Genomic DNA, 15,704 nt, shown 5'->3' on the forward strand with positions numbered 1-15,704 from the left:
GACAGCGGCTCGTCGAACAGGAACACCCGGGGCTCGCGCACGATCGCGCGGCCGATGGCCACGCGCTGGCGCTGGCCGCCCGACAGCTCCTTGGGCTTGCGCTTGAGCAGGTGCTCGATGTTGAGCACCTTGGCGGCGGCGGCCACCTTGGCATTCACCTCCGACGCAGGACGGCCGGCGAGGCTCAAGGCGAAGCTCATGTTCTGCGCCACGTCCATGTGCGGATAGAGCGCGTAGTTCTGGAACACCATCGCGATGTCGCGCGCCATCGGCGGCAGCGCAGTCACGTCGCGCCCGCCGATGCGGATCTGCCCTTCGCTCACTGTCTCCAGCCCCGCCACCATGCGCAGCGTGGTGCTCTTGCCGCAGCCCGACTCGCCCAGCAGCACGACGAACTCGCCCTCGTGCACCGAGAGATCGAGCTGCTGCACCACGGTGACATTGCCGAAGCGCTTGGCGACGTTGTTCAACTCCAGACCAGCCATGAACGCACTCCCTTTGTTTTCTTGTCTTGCGTGATGTCAGCCGAAGGGGCGCCGTACGCCCCAACCGACAGGTGGTATTCGATTTCCCGGATGCATCGGGTCGGGGCCCCAGATCGCCTGGTAGGTGTCGATGCAGCGCCCGCGCCTTTGCAACGCGGCGAAAGCACCGGCCAGCGCCAGCCACCAGGCGCCCAATGCCAGCGGCATCCAGCGCGGTGCATCCGCCACCACGAAACCCAGCGCGATGACACCGATGGACGCGATCACCGCGAGCCAGCCGATGCCCTTGTGCGCGCGTTCGAAAAACAAGCGCCAGCGCGTCATGTCGTAGTGGTCACCGCGCATCTGCCGATCGGTCGGTCCACCCTTGCTGCCGCGCAGCAGCGCACCGGCCACCTGCGCCCAGCCCGCAAGGCACAACGCCCAGCCGGCCACCGCGTGGAGGCGCGCCAGCCCGGCGGCGCCCTGCGCGCCGCGCCATGCCAGCACCACGCCCACCGTCATCGCCAGCACCCCGCTCCACTGCAGCACGCGGTGCGCGTGCCACCAGAGGGGGTTGTCGAGCCGGCGCGGCCAGCCCTGCGACGGCATGACCTTGCAGAAGCGGGCCATCAATGCGCCCAACGGCAGCAACAGGCCCCAGCCCAGCACCATGAGCCGCGCATGCCAAGAGGCCCAGGGCGTGATCTCGTGGGTGGGCGCGCCGCTCAACGGCGCGAGGAGCCAATCAAGCAGCGGCATGCGTCACTTGCCCCACACGGCCTTGTACTTGTCGCGATACCCGTTGTCCGGATCGAACACATTCTTCGGCCCGCCGTCCTTGCCCACGTTGCCCACGGTCACGAGGTGCACCCTGGGCACGTAGCCCGACCACTTCTCCTTGGCGAAGGCGCGGTTGAGTTCGTCGACAATCTGCCAGCCCTGCATGTTCAGCGGCTCGGGCACGGTGCCGGCCTGGAAGCGCTGCGTGCGGATGCGCTGGTACGCGGCCTCGGAGCCGTCGCCGGCCGACACCGCCTTTGGGTTGCCGTCGCCCTTCTTGCCGGCCGCCGTGAGCGACGGGCCCATGAAGTCGAAATACAGGTCGTTGATGGCCAGTGAGTGCGTCCACTTGTCGCCGAAGCGCTGCAACAGCGAGGTGGTGAGCTGCGGCATGCGAGTGGAGCTTTCGGCGATCGGGCTGTCCTCGAAGCTCAGCACGGTGCAGCCGCCGCACTTCTTGATGACGGCCTCCATGGCGCGCGCCTTGTAGAGCGCAATCGCGTACTGCGAGTCGGTGAAGATCACCACGCCGGCCTTGCCGTTCGAATCGGCCACCACCCACGAGGCGGCGACGTCGGCCACGTCGTCGGTCACCGTGGTCACGTTGGCGAAGAGGCCCGCCTTCTCGTTGGGGCCAGGCTGCTCGCCCGAGTGCCAGCCGACCAGCGGAATGCCCGACTTGGCCGCGCCCGAGAACGCGGCCTTCTGCTCGGTGGTGTCGAAGCCGCCGACCACGATGCCGGCCGGCTTGACGGCCAACGCCTGGTTGAGCGCGGCGGTGCGGCCGCTCACAGTGCCCTGCCCGTCGATGACGCGCACCGTCCAGCCGATGGCGCGTGCCGCTTCTTCCACACCCTTGCTGACACCGACGATGCCGCCGTTCTTCATGTCGCCCGCGACGAAGACGATGGTCTTGCCGGCGGCGGCCTTCGGGCCGGCCGTGGGGCCGTCCCATTTCTCCTTGGTCATGGTCGCGACCTCGACCTTCTGTTTCGCCGCTGCGAGAAAGTCATCGGCCATCGCCTTGTGCGCCAGCGTGGCGGCGCACAGGGCCAGCACGGCGGCGGCCGCGCGTGCGTGAACACTCTTCTTCATGCTTTGTCTCCGGTGGTTGTGATGGGAACGGGCTGCGCGTGGTCGAGCTGGCGCTCGGCGATGCGCCGCTTGATCGAGCGGTTGCGCCGCTGCTGCGCCCAGCCCGCGATGCCGATGGACACCAGCAGCGTCAGGCCGTTGAACAGCGGCTCCACATAGAAGGCGCCGCCGAACTGCTGGATGCCCGAGATGCCGATGGCAAGAATGGCCACGCCGACCAGCGTGCCCCACACGTTCACGCGGCCGGGCCGGATGGTGGTGGAGCCGAGGAAGGCGCCGACCAGCGCCGGCAGCAGGAATTCGAGCCCCACGCTCGCCTGCCCGATCTGCAACCGCGATGCGAGCAGCACGCCCGCGAAGCCCGACAGCAGCCCCGACGCGACGAACGCGCCCATCACATGCCTGCGCACCGAAATGCCGTTGAGCTGCGCCGCCTTCGGGTTCGCGCCGATCACGTACAGCGCGCGGCCCAGCGGCGTGAATTCGGTGACCACCCACAGCGTGAGGCTCACCGCGAGCACGTAGAACGCGCCCACCGGCAGCCCCAGCAGGTTGCCACCCGCGATGCCGACGAAACCATCGGGCAGTTCGCCCACCACCTGCCGACCGCCGCTGTGCCACATGGCCACCGCGTAGATCACGGTGCCGGTGCCCAGCGTGGCGATGAACGAATCGATCTGCGCGAGCTCGACCAAGAGCCCGTTGAGCACGCCGAACAGCGCAGCGCACAGCAGCACGACGAGCACCGCCGCCGGCCACGGCAGGCCGAGCTGCGTCTGCAGGCTGATCGCGAGGATGTGCCACAGCACGATGCCGTAGCCCACCGTGAGATCGATCTTGCCGGTGATCATCGGGATGGTCGCGGCCAGCGCCAGCAGCGCGATCACCGACTTGTCGGCCAGGATCGCGCGCAGGTTGAACAGCGTCGGGAAGGTGTCGGGCAGCAGCAGCGAGAACAGCAGCGCCAGCGCCACCATCAGCACCACCAGCCCGTAGACCGGCATCGCGCGGCCGATGCCCTGCGCGAGGGAGATGGCCTCGCCGTCGAGGGACTTGTCGGGCTCCAGCGCCGTGGACTTGATCGAACTGCTCATGCTGATATTTCCTCGCGCGTTGCCGCGCCTGCTGCCAATGCCAGGAGTCTTTCAACCGTGATCGCCTCGCCCGTGAGTTCGGCGGCGATCAGGCCGTCGCGGAACACGAGCACGCGCGTGCACACGGTCGCGATTTCCTCGAAGTCGGTGGAGACGACGACCAGCGCCGTGCCGGCCTCGGCGCGCTCGCGCAGCACGCCGTAGATCTGCCGCTTGGCGCCGACGTCCACGCCGGCGGTGGGCTCCTCGAGCACCACCAGCGGCTTGTCGAGATGGAACCAGCGCGCCAGCACCACCTTCTGCTGGTTGCCGCCGGAGAGCTGCTGCACTTCGGCCGAAGGCGCGGGTGGGTTGATGTCGAAGCGCTGGATGAGCGAGAGCGCGTGGCCGTTCTCGCGGCGCGGGCGGTCGAAGGCCAGGCCGCGGTCGCCGTGCAGCGCCGCGTTGGGGAAGAGATTCTCGAGCACAGTCATCGAGCCGGCGAGGTTTTCCTCGAGACGTTCACCCGCGACGTAGGCCACGCCCGCTCGAATGGCGTCGGCCGGGCAAGTGAAATCGCATGCATTGCCGAGCAGCTGCATGCGGCCGGCCGACAACGGCTCGCGGCCGAAGATCGCGCGGCTGATCGCCTCGTGGCCCGCACCGCGCAGGCCGACGAGGCCCAGCACCTCGCCGCGGTGCACCGCCAAGCTCAGCGGGCCGGCGTTGCCGCTGGCCGCACCGTCGAGCTGCAGCACGGGCTCGCGCCGCGCCGGGGCCTTCGCCTTCTGCACCGAAGCCGACAGCGCCTTGCCCACGATGAGCCCGACGAGCTCGCCTTCGTTCGTCTGCGTCGTGGTCTTCACGGCCACCAGCTTGCCGTCGCGCATCACGGCCGCGCGGTCTGAAATCGCCATCACCTCGTCGAGCCGGTGCGACACGTACAGCATCGCCATGCCCTGGCGGCGCAGTTCGCGCAGCACGCCGAACATGCGCTCCACGTCGCTCATCGGCAGGCTGGCCGAGGGCTCGTCGAGCACCAGCAGCCGCGCCTTTACTTCGAGCGCGCGCCCGATGGCGAGCAGCGATTTCTCGGCGCGCGTGAGCGAGAACACGCGGCGGCCGGGGTCGATGTCGCAACCCACGCGCGCCATCACGCGGCGCGCGGTGTCGTTCGCGGCCGACCAGTCGATGAGCCCGAAGCGGCGCGGGTAGCCTGTGCCCAGGCCCACGTTCTCGGCGACCGTCATCCATTCAACGAGGCCGAGGTCCTGGTGGATGAAGGCCACGGGCTGCTCGCGCCGGTCGCTGCGCCGCCAGTCGGCCTGCGGCTTGCCGTCGAAAAGAATCTCGCCCTGGTCGGCGGGATGGATGCCGGCGAGCAGCTTGATGAGCGTCGACTTGCCCGCGCCGTTCTCGCCGAGCAGCGCGAGGATTTCTCCGGCGCGCACGTCGAGCGTGACGCTGTCGACGGCCTGCGTGCCGCCGAAGCGCTTGCTGATCGACTGGAACTGCAGCAGTGGAGAAGCGGTGCTCATGCGCCGGCCGCCCCGCGAGTGTTCAGGCGGATGCGGTAGAGCGAGGTCGAGGCGCACACGTAGAGCTCGTTGCCGTCGCTGCCGCCAAAGGTCAGGTTGCCCACCTTCTCCGGCAACGCGATGCGCGCCATGCGCGTGCCGTCGGGGTGGTAGACCTGCACGCTGTCGGCGCTGCTCGTGTAGACGAAGCCGTGCACGTCGACGCGAAAGCCGTCCGCGAGCCCCGGATCCACGACCGCGAACACGCGGGGGTTCGCAAGGTCCTGCCCGCCGATCACGTCGAAGGCGACGATGTGGTGGTGCCCCGAACCGTCGGTGCGCAACGCGGCCGACGTGTCGCTCACGTAGAGCAGGCTTTCGTCGGGCGAGAAGGCCAGGCCATTGGGCTCCTCGATGAAGTCGCTCACCGAGCGCAGCGCGCCGCTCGCGGGATCGAAGCGGAACACGTGGTTGCGGCCCAACTCGCTTTGTGCCTTGTGCCCTTCATGGTCGGACACGATGCCGTACGGCGGATCGGTGAACCAGATGCTGCCGTCGCGCTTCACGACGATGTCGTTGGGCGAGTTGAGGCGGCGGCCCTGGTAGCGGTCGACCACGACCTCGTCGTCCAGAGGCAGCAGCCCCGAGCCGAAGCGCGTGCGCACGATGGCACGCCGGCCGTGCGAGCAGTGCAGCAGGGAGCCATCGGCTTCGCGCGTGTGGCCGTTGGTGAACTCCACGCCCTCGCGCCACACGCTCATGCCGGCCTCGGCATGCCAGCGCAGCATGCGGTTGTTGGGGATGTCGCTCCACAGCACCGCACTGTCTTCGCGCATCCACACCGGGCCTTCGCTCCAGGCAGCGCCGGTGCACAGGCATTCGAGCGGGCCGGCATCGCGGGCGACGGAGGCAAAACGGGAGTCGAAGACTTCGATGGTCATGGCCACAGCGCTGGTCCCTGAAGTTGGGGTTCGCAGTGTGCACTCGAAAAGATACCGGTAACCTAGGTCTTTCCCGTACACCTATTGCGCCATCTTTCATTCTTATGGAATCGCAATTCGCTGTATTCTTTATGCATCGAACTCGGCGAATCAAAGGTTATCGGTATCAGATACCGTGTCGCATATCCTCGAACCCGCATTTCCGAGAGAGAGAAAGAAGAAGCCCTTGCCCTCAAACAAAGCCGCCACCGCCCCCCTCGCCCGTCCTGCGACGATGGCCGACGTGGCCGCGCGCGTCGGCGTATCGAAGATGACGGTGTCGCGCGCGCTCAACCGGGGCGCGAGCAGCGACCGCGTGACCTCCGAGGCGCTGCGCCAGCGCATCCTGCAGGCCTGCGAGGAAATGGGCTACGTCATCGACCAGACGGCGCGCACCTTCTCCAGCAAGCGCTCGGGCTTCATCGCGGTGCTGATCCCCTCGCTCAACAACTCCAACTTTTCGGAAACCGCGCAGGGCATCACCGCGGCCGTCGAAGCGCGCGGCATCCAGGTGCTGCTGGGCTACACCGACTACCGCGTGGAAACCGAAGAGCGCCTGCTGCGCGCCATGCTCGCGCGCCGGCCAGAGGGCGTGATCCTCACGGGCGGCTCGCACACGCCCGCCGCACGCGCGATGCTGCAGGCCGCCGGTGTGCCAGTGGTCGAGACCTGGGACCTGCCCGCCACGCCCATCGAGCACACGGTCGGCTTCTCGAACGCAGAGGCCGCGGCCTCGATGGTGCGGCATCTGCACGGCAAAGGCTACCGGCGCATCGCCTTCATCGGCGGCACCTCGAACCGCGACACGCGCGGCGCCGACCGCCAGCGCGGCTATGCGCAGGCGATCCGCGAACTGGGTCTGCCCGACGGCCACGTCATCAGCTTCGGCCAGCCGCCCATTTCGATGGCGCAAGGCGGCGAGGCGGTGGCGCAGCTGATCCGGCAATGGCCCGACGTGGATGCGGTGATCTGCGTGTCCGACCTCTCGGCCTTCGGCGCACTCATGGAATGCCAGCGCCGCGGCTGGGACGTGCCGGGCCGCATCGCGATCGCGGGCTTCGGCGACTTCGAGGTGGCACGCGCCTGCCACCCGCGCATCACCACCGTGGCAGTGGATTGCGTGGGTATCGGCAAGGCGGCCGGAGAGCTGCTGCTGCGCGTGATCGACGGCACGCGCGAAGGGCATCGGCCGCCTGCGGAGACGGTGCTGATTCCGTTCCACATCGAGCAGCGGGAGAGTTCGTAGGTCCATGCCGGATTGGCTTTCGCTTCAACATGCCTACGGCGATGCGGCCGATGTGCCGGCCCTGCTCACGCCACGGCTTCCACTTGCGCCCGCCCGCGTAGCGTTGAGTTTGGAAGAATGAGCGCCTGATCGGGGCAGCTCGGGCGCGGGCTGGCTGCCCCCGCTTTCCTGCGGGCGCACGGCGGAGCACGGTGAGGCAGCTACCATCGCCGAAAAATCAGGAGACGCTGCTGATCTGCATCGACCTGCTGGCCGCCATGGATGCCTGGGTCGAGAGGGGCACGGCGCCCGACCAGCTGGTCGCCACCCAGTCGGCGGCAGACGGCACCACCGCCATCGCCAGGCGCCCGGTCTGCGAGTTTCCGAAGTTCCCGCGCTACAACGGCACGGGCGACCCGAACAAGGCCGAGAGCTTTACCTGCTCTGCAACCTGAGGCCGGTCTTCTAGCCGTTCAGTACGAGAGACCCCTCCGGATACTGCCCGCACATGAATTCGACAAACGCGCGAACCTTCGGCGCGGGAAGTCGTCGCGATGTATGCAGGACCCAGAGCGCGACCTCCACGCCCGAAATCGAGAGCCTCGACATTCCGGCGACCATCCTTCGCCCCGCCTACTTCATGCAGAACGAGCGCATGGTCCAGCAGGTGATCCAGGGTTACGGCGTCTACCCGGTGCCGATCGGCTCGGCGGGCGTCGCGATGATCGATGCGCGAGACATCGCGGACGTCGCTGTCGCCGAACTGCTGCGCCGCGACCGCGCACCCGTGCCGCTGCCACGTGCGACGCTGGAGCTGGTCGGGCCCGAGCGGCTGACCGGAGCGTCGGTGGTCAGGATCTGGAGTGCCGCGCTCGGTCGCGAGGTGACTTACGGCGGAGACGACGTGGCGGCCTTCGAAGGACAGATGGCCTCGATGGCGCCGTCCTGGCTTGCCTACGACATGCGCTTGATGATGGCGGGGATTCAGAAGTTCGGCATGCATGGCGCGGACGGCGCAGCGGATCGCCTGCAGGCCATGCTCGGTCGTCCTCTGCGCAAATACACCGACTTCGTCAAGCAGGCCATTGCCGCGTCGTAGCCCGGCTTCGACCCGGTCGGAAACCTGTGGGGCATCGAAGAAGGCCAGACGAAAAGAACAGGAAGGTGGCGAACATGTTTCATGGTGGATGAGGCTCCGCAAGCGACTCTCAAGAAACGATCAAGCCTTGCATCATGGTCCGGCCATGAGGCGACGTTCGATGCCTCCCGTCAGTTCGCCAGGAAGCGGACCTTACAGATCACACTCAGCTGGGCTTTGACCGACTCTTTCCGCCTGACGCGCCGAGCAATGCGTGCTCCGTCCCTGCAGCGATCTGGTCCGCGAAGGCGCCGTTCCCAACGGCACGCGCGAGCGTGACAGCGCCCGCCAGCGAAGAGAGCGCGGCGCATGCGGCTCCAATATCCCGTGGCGCACTGGGTGAGGCGGGGCCATCGACGATCGCCTGTGCAACGTCGCGCAAAGCCTTCTCAAACGTCGTACGGGAGGCTTCGTCCGATCGTGCCACTTCCGCCGGCATCGTCTGCAGCGTGCAGCTCTCTGACAGGTCACAGGTGCGCTTCGCGCTGAGGTAGAAGCGCACAAACTCCGCCCACCAAGCGCGTCCGTGCTTTTCTTGAAAGTACAGCACGCCACCTCGCAATTCGGCCATGCCTTGTGCGACCGACTCTCGGAATGCGTCAGCCTTTGAGTCGAAATGAACGTAGAAGGCACCCGATGTCAGGCCTGCTTCCTTCGCCAGGCCGTCCACCCCGATCCCGCCGAATCCAGCTTTGCGAAACCCGCGACCTGCGCCCTCCAGGATGCGCTGCCGCGTCTGCACCTTCTGTTCGGACCTTGACACGAGGAGCTCCTTCGACATGTGAAGTCGACGATTGTAGTTGTTCAAAACACGATCGTTATGTATTATCGAATAACGGTCGTTACTTGAAATGCCCTGCAGATCGCAGCGTGTGAGTCGACACCGTTCCTTCCACTTGGAGTACCCATGCCACTTACGCTCACCCTCACCGAAGGCGTTCTCCCCAAAGGCCAGGAGAAAGTCGCGTTCAGCCGCCTGTCCGATGCCATGCTCAAGTGGCACGGCCTGACAGGAAACAAGGCGTTGACGCCCAACATCGTTGGCTCGATTCACGTCTTGCCGAAGGAGCACACGTACTCCGGATCAAAGGAGGCCTCCGTGGCCTTCGTCGAATGGAAGGTTCCATCCTTCGCGTTCGCCAGTCGGGATGTGCAAGTCGGCTACATCGAAGAAGCCACGAGCATCATTCATGAGCTGTCTGGCGCACACCACCCGAAGGAGCGCATATGGGTCAACGTGGTGCACGCCGTGGACGGGGCCTGGGGCATTGCCGGGACGGCCCTCACCAATGCGCAGCTCGGCGAAGGGGCCGCTTCGGCCTGACACATCCGCGGGGCAGCAACACGGTCTCCCGGAGCGGTGCGGACCTTGTCGTAGCCCCGTGCACATCCAACTACGCCATCATGCAACTCTCGAACTATCTGTTCTTCACCACAACCTGCGATCAGGCTCTGTCTTTCTACACGCAATGCGGTCTTGGCTGTGTCGTCGAGGTACTTCGCTACGGAGTCGATGGCATGCCCGTGAAGAACGAAGCCATGCGCGGCAAGGTCATGCACGCGAAGTTTGAGGGGCCAGGCCTGCTCTTCTATGCCTCAGACAACGAAGACGCTGAGCCGATGCGGGGCTCCGCGCACTTGCTCGCGATGGACGACCGAGATTCCACGGACAAGCTCTTCCTGGCTCTGGGTGCCGGCGGGACAATCACGACCCCCTTGGGCATCCAGTCCTGGGGCGACTACTACGGCAAATTGACCGATCGTTTCGGTGTTCAGTGGATGTTGAATTGCGCTGAGTGAGATCGTTGGCAGCGCACCTGTCGAGCACGGCCTTCTTGGTCAAGGTCTCCTTCGGAGCAAGCCGACGGTCGGCAACGGCCCCAGTCGCCGGCAACCCTTCGGCTGCAGCCGGCGCAATGTGATCCGAACCCGTCACTCACTGTGGGAGGACTGGCGGCACATTTCGCTCCAAAGTAATTGCCGCGTTCGGCCAGGAGCGGGCGTTCGGCAGATGACGTGACAAGATCCTGTCGACATTTAAGCCGCGGCTCCCACATCAAGGCGCGCTGCGGCGCAGGAACACATGCGTGGCTCGCTCGCCTGCCACCTGCCGTTCGCAGCGGTAGCCCAGCGCCGGCAGGTCCAGGCCTGCGAACAGCGCCTCGCCCTTACCCAGCAGCACTGGCCGTACGGCCAGGTGCAGTTCGTCGATCAGCCCGGCCTTCAAGTATTCGCGCACGGTGGCCACGCCGCCGCCCACGCGCACGTCGCGCGCACCCGCGGCGGCTTGCGCCAGCGCCAGCGCCTCATGGATGCCGCCAGTGACGAAGTGGAAGATGGTTCCGCCCTGCAGCGTCAATGGTGCGCGGGCATGGTGGGTCAGCACGAAGACCGGCACGTGGTATGGGGGCTCGTCGCCCCACCAGCCTTTCCAGCTCTCGTCGGGCCAAGGACCGCGCACCGGCCCGAACATGTTGCGCCCGAGGATCCATGCACCTATTTCGGCGAAGCCTTGTTCGGCGATCTCGTTGTCGATGCCGATCTCGCCGTTGGCCTCGCCCGTCTTGTGCATCTGCTGCCAGACGCGCGTAGGAAAGAACCAGTCCATGAGTTCGGGACCGCGAACGCCAAGCGGGTTCTCCAGGCTCTGGTCCGGGCCGGCCGCGAAGCCGTCGAGCGAAACGCCGAAGCTGCGCACGAGCAATCGGGTCATGGAGCGTCTCCCAAAAAAACAGCCGCAGTTTAGCGCCGGCGGCGCCCAACGGGGGCAACAAGGCTGGCGGCAAAGTTCGCGAAGGAGAACGCGGCAGTGGAGATGACTGCAACGCTCGCTCCTCATCTTCGGCTGAGTCGCAGGAACGTTCTACCGGAACAGCCGCCCTTGAGCGCGCGCCCCGCAGAACTCCCTCAGCGCCCCACCGCTCCGCGCGCCAGAGTCTCCGACGGCCGCTCCCCAAAGCGTGCACGGTACTGCGCAGCGAAATGGCCCAGGTGCAGAAAGCCGTATTTCTCCGCGGCTTCACGTACGCCGCCGCCATTGCTTGCCGCCGACACGAGCAGCTCGGCCCGCACCCTGTCGAGCCTGAGCTCCCGCAGGAATTCCATCGGCCCCTGGTCCGCGTGCTGGCGAAACGCCAGCTGCAGCGCACGCGCGCTGCAACCGACTTCGCTGCATATGTCGGCCAGCGACAAGGGCTGATCGGCATGCGCCGCCATGAAATCCTGCGCCCTTCGCACGGCGCGCGGCAGCAGGCTGCGTTGCGCATCGCTGGCCAGGGCACGCGAGTGATTGTGGCCGGCCGACATCAGCAGGCTGGACATCAGGTATTCCTCGGCGTTCTCTGCAAGGCGGCTGCCGGCCTGTAGCGCATTGCCGCTGGCTTCGAGCGTGAGCCGCAGGTAGTCGATAAAGTGCACCAGCGGCGCGAGCGCCGGGTTGTCGAGCGGCACGCCGAGGTCGAACACCAGCGCCTGCCGCACGGGCGCCTGCAGCATCGACTCGAGCCGCGACAGCAGCGCCGCCCGGGCCAGCCGCACGATCAGGTGCGGGCTGTCGTCGGCCCAGCGCATGGAGAGCGGCTCGGTCGGCGACGGCAGCGAGGCAAGGCTGGGCGTGGCGTCGATCCGCTGCGCACCGCAGCGGATTTCGGCGCCGCCGCGCAACGGAATCTGCAACAGGAAGAAATCCTGCAGATAGCCCGGCTCGATCTGCACGCCCGGGCCGTACTGCACGTAGTTGAGGCTCACGTCACGGTGCAGGCGCGCGCTGTGGTGGCAGGCGTCGAGCTCGGTGCGGGGCCGCAGCATGGTCAGGCCGTGCGGGCAGAACACGCGGGCCACGCTTTCGCGCGCCTCGTCCATGTCGTGGCTCTCGAACAATCGATAACGCTGCAGCGGCAGCCGGGGGGTCATGGCAGCGGTTTCCATGGGGCCAGGCCACCCTAGCAAAAAGCATCCCAGCCCACAATTCGGATCGCCCCTCGGCAAAAACATGCGCGCCAGGGACAGGGCCTGCGCTTGCGGGATGCGCCGGCGCCCCCTCGCCTCCTAAGGTACGACCCACGGGCCAACCCGGCCCGGTCGATCCACCAAGGAGAGCAAGCGTCATGTTCAAGGGACTCGAAGGCAGGAGCGCCATCGTTACCGGCGGCGCCACATTGATAGGGGCCGGCGTGGTGCGTGCACTGCACGCGGCCGGCGTGAAGGTCGTGATCGCGGACATCGACGCCGGTAACGGGCAGGCGCTGGCCGATTCGCTCGGCACCGGCGCGCGCTTCGTGCACACCGACATCACCGACGACACCCAGGTGGCGGCGTGCGTGGCACAGGCGGCGGAGCGGCACGGCGGCGTGCACTTCCTGATCAATCTCGCGTGCTCGTACTTGGACGACGGCTTCAAGTCGCCGCGCGCCGACTGGCTCACATCGTTCAACGTGAATGTGGCGAGCGCGGTGGCGATGCTGCAGGCGGTGCATCCGCACATGGCCGCGGCAGGCGGCGGCGCGGTGGTCAATTTCACGAGCATCTCGTCGCGCGTGGCGCAGACGGGGCGATGGCTCTACCCGGTCAGCAAGGCCGCGATGGCGCAGCTCACGCGCAACATGGCGATGGACCTTGCGCCCGACCGCATTCGCGTGAACAGCGTGTCGCCGGGCTGGACGTGGTCGGCCGTGATGGACCGGCTCAGCGGTGGCGACCGGGCCAAGACCGATCGCGTGGCCGCGCCCTATCACCTGCTGGGGCGCGTCGGCGATCCGGACGAGGTGGCGCAGGTGGTGCTGTTCCTGTGCTCGGACCACGCGAGCTTCGTGACCGGCGCCGACTACGCGGTGGACGGCGGCTACGCCGCCATGGGCCCGGAGCAGGCCGTGCCCGCCATTCCCAGGTTGATGGACTGACCGGCAAGCAAGCAAACAGACAAGGAGCAAGGCAATGAAGCGAATCGCAATCGTCGGCGCGGGCCAGTCGGGCCTGCAACTGGGGCTCGGCCTGCTGGGCGCGGGCTACGAGGTCACGATGTTCAGCAACCGCACGGGCGACGACATACGCAGCGGCAAGGTGATGTCGAGCCAGTGCATGTTCCACACCTCGCTGCAGATCGAGCGCGACCTGGGGCTGGACCATTGGGCGAAGGAATGCCCCACGGTGGACGGCATCGGCCTGGCCGTGCCGCATCCGGAGCAGAAGGGAGCCAAGGCCATTGACTGGGCGGCCCGGCTGAATTCGAGCGCGCAGTCGGTCGACCAGCGCGTGAAGATCCCGGCGTGGATGGCAGAGTTCCAGCGCAAGGGCGGCGAACTGGTCTTCAAGGACGCGGGCATCGACGAGCTCGAGACCTGCGCGCAAAGCCACGACCTCACGCTGGTGGCGAGCGGCAAGGGCGACATCTCGAAGCTGTTCGAGCGCGACGCCCACAAGTCGCCCTACGACAAGCCGCAGCGCGCGCTGGCGCTGACCTACGTGAAGGGCATGGCGCCGCGCGAGCCATTCTCGGCCGTCTGCTTCAACCTGATTCCCGGCGTCGGCGAGTACTTCGTGTTCCCTGCGCTGACCACCACGGGGCCCTGCGAGATCATGGTGTTCGAGGGCGTGCCCGGCGGGCCGATGGACTGCTGGGCGGACGTGAAGACGCCGCAGGAGCACCTCGCGCGCAGCAAGTGGATCGTCGACACCTTCACGCCGTGGGAGGCCGCGCGCTGCAGTGACATCGAGCTGACCGACGACAACGGCATCCTCGCAGGCCGCTTCGCGCCCACCGTGCGCAAGCCGGTGGCCACCCTGCCGTCGGGGCGCAAGGTACTGGGCCTGGCCGACGTGGTGGTGCTCAACGACCCGATCACCGGCCAGGGCTCGAACAACGCGGCCAAGTGCGCCGACTCTTACCTGAAGAGCATCCTCGCGCGCGGCGACGGTCCCGGCGATGCGGCGTGGATGCAGCAGACCTTCGACCGCTACTGGTTCGGCTACTCGCAATGGGTCACGCAGTGGACCAACATGCTGCTTGCGCCGCCACCGCCCCACGTGCTCAAGCTGCTCGGCAGCGCCGGTGCGATGCCGCCGCTGGCCAGCGCGATCGCCAACGGCTTCGACGATCCACGCACCTTCTTCCCGTGGTTCGCGGACCCGGTGGAGGCGGACCGCTACATCGAGACCTGGGCGGCCGCCGCCTGACGCGGGTACAGCGTATGACAAGACGCGTGGCCATCGTCGGCGCCGGGCAGTCCGGCATGCAACTCGCGCTGGGCCTGCAACGGGCCGGGCACGAGGTGACGGTTTTCTCGAACCGCACGGCGCGGGAGATCTTCGAAGGGCCGGTCATGTCCAGCCAGTGCATGTTCGAGACCGCGCTGCAGACCGAGCGCGAGCTCGGTCTGGACTTCTGGGCCGGTGAATGCCCGTGCGTGGAAGGCATCGGCATGACGGTGCGCAACCCGCAGGGTGGCAAGGCCATCGAATGGAGCGCAAGGCTCGACGGACCGGCGCAGTCGGTCGACCAGCGCATCAAGATCCCCGGATGGATGAATGCGTTCGAGCAGCGAGGCGGCCGCCTCGTGCTGCAGGACGTGGGGCTCGGCGAGCTGGATGCATGTGCGCAAACGCACGACCTCGTGGTCGTGGCCAGCGGCAAGGGCGAGATCTCGAAGCTGTTCGAGCGCGATGCCGAGCGCTCCCCGTTCGACGCACCGCAGCGCGTGCTGGCCCTCACCTACGTGAAGGGCATGCTGCCGGCGCAGCCGTATGCGCGGGTGTGCTTCAACCTGATTCCCGGCGTCGGCGAGTACTTCGTGTTCCCTGCACTGACCACCACCGGCCCGTGCGAGATCATGGTGTTCGAGGGCGTGCCCGGCGGGCCGATGGACTGCTGGGCGGACGTGAAGACACCGAAGGAGCACCTCGCGCGCAGCAAGTGGATCCTCGACACCTTCCTGCCCTGGGAAGCCGAGCGCTGCCGGCACATGGAACTGGCCGACGACAACGGCGTGCTCGTCGGCAGCTTCGCACCGACGGTGCGCAAGCCGGTGGCCACGCTGCCTTCCGGGCGCAAGGTGCTGGGCCTGGCCGACGTGGTGGTGCTCAACGACCCGATCACCGGGCAGGGCTCGAACAACGCGGCCAAGAGCGCCGACATCTGTCTCAAGCGCATCCTCGAGCACGGCGACGCGCCATTCGATGCCGAGTGGATGCAGCAGACCTTCGACCGCTACTGGGAAGGCTATGCACGCTGGGCCACCGCATGGACCCACAGCCTGCTCGCGCCGCCCCTGCCCCACGTGCACAAGCTGCTGCAGAGCGCCACGCACATGCCCCCGGTGGCGAGCACGCTGGTCAACGGCTTCGACGATCCGCGCACCTTCGCGCCCTGGTGGTTCGATGCCGCGGAGGCCGACCGCTTCCTGGAAGCCAGGGCCCGCGAGGCGGCAGTCGACCG

16 protein-coding genes and 2 pseudogenes are annotated in these 15,704 nt (G+C 67.2%); 8 read left to right on the top strand and 10 right to left on the bottom strand.

Annotated elements, in window-relative coordinates; genetic code table 11:
* The 6 genes from PMI12_RS19785 to PMI12_RS19810 all read right to left on the bottom strand — a co-directional run.
* On the bottom strand, positions 1-485 hold a 485-nt coding region (locus PMI12_RS19785), incomplete at its 3' end, for an ABC transporter ATP-binding protein (protein WP_007836010.1).
* Positions 486-521: 36 nt separating this feature from the next.
* Positions 522-1,226 (bottom strand): hypothetical protein, encoded by a 705-nt coding sequence (locus tag PMI12_RS19790; RefSeq protein WP_007836013.1) that lies wholly within the window; start codon positions 1,224-1,226, stop codon positions 522-524.
* 3 nt (positions 1,227-1,229) lie between these two features.
* Positions 1,230-2,342, bottom strand: a complete 1,113-nt coding sequence (locus PMI12_RS19795) for an ABC transporter substrate-binding protein (RefSeq protein ID WP_007836015.1) — start codon at positions 2,340-2,342, stop codon at positions 1,230-1,232.
* Positions 2,339-3,436, bottom strand: coding sequence for an ABC transporter permease (locus PMI12_RS19800; protein ID WP_007836016.1), 1,098 nt, complete (start codon positions 3,434-3,436; stop codon positions 2,339-2,341). The genes PMI12_RS19795 and PMI12_RS19800 overlap by 4 nt, the downstream gene beginning before the upstream one ends.
* Positions 3,433-4,953 carry a sugar ABC transporter ATP-binding protein gene (locus PMI12_RS19805; RefSeq protein ID WP_007836017.1) on the bottom strand — a complete coding sequence of 507 codons (1,521 nt, stop codon included), beginning with the start codon at positions 4,951-4,953 and terminating at the stop codon, positions 3,433-3,435. Before PMI12_RS19805 ends, PMI12_RS19800 begins: the two co-directional genes overlap by 4 nt.
* Complete coding sequence (locus tag PMI12_RS19810) at positions 4,950-5,873, bottom strand: SMP-30/gluconolactonase/LRE family protein (protein WP_007836018.1); 924 nt, start codon at positions 5,871-5,873, stop codon at positions 4,950-4,952. Before PMI12_RS19810 ends, PMI12_RS19805 begins: the two co-directional genes overlap by 4 nt.
* Before the next feature lie 274 nt (positions 5,874-6,147).
* Between PMI12_RS19810 and PMI12_RS19815 the strand changes: the two genes are divergently transcribed.
* Complete coding sequence (locus PMI12_RS19815; protein WP_007836019.1) at positions 6,148-7,158, top strand: LacI family DNA-binding transcriptional regulator; 1,011 nt, start codon at positions 6,148-6,150, stop codon at positions 7,156-7,158.
* A 191-nt stretch (positions 7,159-7,349) separates the two neighbouring features.
* A complete protein-coding gene (locus PMI12_RS19820; RefSeq protein ID WP_007836020.1) occupies positions 7,350-7,592 on the top strand; it encodes a tannase/feruloyl esterase family alpha/beta hydrolase in 243 nt (80 codons plus the stop codon).
* Between the two features lie 10 nt (positions 7,593-7,602).
* On the opposite strand, the pseudogene PMI12_RS29485 reads toward PMI12_RS19820, so the two are convergent.
* Positions 7,603-7,731: pseudogene (locus PMI12_RS29485) on the bottom strand (LysR family transcriptional regulator); the annotation flags it as partial.
* Positions 7,732-7,777: 46 nt separating this feature from the next.
* On the opposite strand from PMI12_RS29485, the gene PMI12_RS19825 reads away from it, so the two are divergent.
* Positions 7,778-8,236 carry a hypothetical protein gene (locus PMI12_RS19825; protein ID WP_237726129.1) on the top strand — a complete coding sequence of 153 codons (459 nt, stop codon included), beginning with the start codon at positions 7,778-7,780 and terminating at the stop codon, positions 8,234-8,236.
* A 205-nt stretch (positions 8,237-8,441) separates the two neighbouring features.
* On the opposite strand, the gene PMI12_RS19830 is transcribed toward PMI12_RS19825, so the two are convergent.
* Positions 8,442-9,083, bottom strand: a complete 642-nt coding sequence (locus PMI12_RS19830; RefSeq protein ID WP_237726130.1) for a TetR/AcrR family transcriptional regulator — start codon at positions 9,081-9,083, stop codon at positions 8,442-8,444.
* Positions 9,084-9,182: 99 nt separating this feature from the next.
* Between PMI12_RS19830 and PMI12_RS19835 the strand changes: the two genes are divergently transcribed.
* Both PMI12_RS19835 and PMI12_RS19840 read left to right on the top strand, forming a co-directional pair.
* Positions 9,183-9,599, top strand: coding sequence for a hypothetical protein (locus PMI12_RS19835; RefSeq protein ID WP_007836023.1), 417 nt, complete (start codon positions 9,183-9,185; stop codon positions 9,597-9,599).
* Positions 9,600-9,679: 80 nt separating this feature from the next.
* Entirely contained in the window at positions 9,680-10,075 is a 396-nt protein-coding gene (locus PMI12_RS19840; RefSeq protein ID WP_042673837.1) for a VOC family protein, read from the top strand.
* 256 nt (positions 10,076-10,331) lie between these two features.
* Here PMI12_RS19840 and PMI12_RS19845 read toward each other — a convergent pair whose 3' ends face one another.
* Positions 10,332-10,988, bottom strand: a complete 657-nt coding sequence (locus tag PMI12_RS19845; RefSeq protein ID WP_007836027.1) for a dihydrofolate reductase family protein — start codon at positions 10,986-10,988, stop codon at positions 10,332-10,334.
* A 194-nt stretch (positions 10,989-11,182) separates the two neighbouring features.
* Positions 11,183-12,187 carry an AraC family transcriptional regulator gene (locus PMI12_RS19850; protein WP_007836030.1) on the bottom strand — a complete coding sequence of 335 codons (1,005 nt, stop codon included), beginning with the start codon at positions 12,185-12,187 and terminating at the stop codon, positions 11,183-11,185.
* 194 nt (positions 12,188-12,381) lie between these two features.
* Between PMI12_RS19850 and PMI12_RS19855 the strand changes: the two genes are divergently transcribed.
* The 3 genes and pseudogenes from PMI12_RS19855 to PMI12_RS19865 all read left to right on the top strand — a co-directional run.
* Positions 12,382-13,173 carry an SDR family oxidoreductase gene (locus PMI12_RS19855; RefSeq protein WP_007836032.1) on the top strand — a complete coding sequence of 264 codons (792 nt, stop codon included), beginning with the start codon at positions 12,382-12,384 and terminating at the stop codon, positions 13,171-13,173.
* A 34-nt stretch (positions 13,174-13,207) separates the two neighbouring features.
* On the top strand, positions 13,208-14,446 hold the full coding sequence (locus PMI12_RS19860) for a styrene monooxygenase/indole monooxygenase family protein (RefSeq protein ID WP_007836034.1): 1,239 nt from the start codon (positions 13,208-13,210) through the stop codon (positions 14,444-14,446).
* Positions 14,447-14,460: 14 nt separating this feature from the next.
* Positions 14,461-15,699 (top strand): annotated as a pseudogene (locus tag PMI12_RS19865) (styrene monooxygenase/indole monooxygenase family protein); the annotation flags it as partial.
* Positions 15,700-15,704 lie beyond the last annotated feature (5 nt).

It is taken from the genome of Variovorax sp. CF313 (genome assembly GCF_000282635.1).
In the GTDB taxonomy this organism is placed as follows: domain Bacteria; phylum Pseudomonadota; class Gammaproteobacteria; order Burkholderiales; family Burkholderiaceae_C; genus Variovorax.

What these genes read in the sequence shown, in the direction of transcription:
- PMI12_RS19790 (WP_007836013.1), bottom strand. Translation starts at nt 1,226, where the DNA reads ATGCCGCTGCTTGATTGGCTCCTCGCGCCGTTGAGCGGCGCGCCCACC.
- PMI12_RS19795 (WP_007836015.1), bottom strand. Translation starts at nt 2,342, where the DNA reads ATGAAGAAGAGTGTTCACGCACGCGCGGCCGCCGCCGTGCTGGCCCTG.
- PMI12_RS19800 (WP_007836016.1), bottom strand. Translation starts at nt 3,436, where the DNA reads ATGAGCAGTTCGATCAAGTCCACGGCGCTGGAGCCCGACAAGTCCCTC.
- PMI12_RS19805 (WP_007836017.1), bottom strand. Translation starts at nt 4,953, where the DNA reads ATGAGCACCGCTTCTCCACTGCTGCAGTTCCAGTCGATCAGCAAGCGC.
- PMI12_RS19810 (WP_007836018.1), bottom strand. Translation starts at nt 5,873, where the DNA reads ATGACCATCGAAGTCTTCGACTCCCGTTTTGCCTCCGTCGCCCGCGAT.
- PMI12_RS19815 (WP_007836019.1), top strand. Translation starts at nt 6,148, where the DNA reads ATGGCCGACGTGGCCGCGCGCGTCGGCGTATCGAAGATGACGGTGTCG.
- PMI12_RS19825 (WP_237726129.1), top strand. Translation starts at nt 7,778, where the DNA reads ATGCAGAACGAGCGCATGGTCCAGCAGGTGATCCAGGGTTACGGCGTC.
- PMI12_RS19835 (WP_007836023.1), top strand. Translation starts at nt 9,183, where the DNA reads ATGCCACTTACGCTCACCCTCACCGAAGGCGTTCTCCCCAAAGGCCAG.
- PMI12_RS19840 (WP_042673837.1), top strand. Translation starts at nt 9,680, where the DNA reads ATGCAACTCTCGAACTATCTGTTCTTCACCACAACCTGCGATCAGGCT.
- PMI12_RS19845 (WP_007836027.1), bottom strand. Translation starts at nt 10,988, where the DNA reads ATGACCCGATTGCTCGTGCGCAGCTTCGGCGTTTCGCTCGACGGCTTC.
- PMI12_RS19850 (WP_007836030.1), bottom strand. Translation starts at nt 12,187, where the DNA reads ATGACCCCCCGGCTGCCGCTGCAGCGTTATCGATTGTTCGAGAGCCAC.
- PMI12_RS19855 (WP_007836032.1), top strand. Translation starts at nt 12,382, where the DNA reads ATGTTCAAGGGACTCGAAGGCAGGAGCGCCATCGTTACCGGCGGCGCC.
- PMI12_RS19860 (WP_007836034.1), top strand. Translation starts at nt 13,208, where the DNA reads ATGAAGCGAATCGCAATCGTCGGCGCGGGCCAGTCGGGCCTGCAACTG.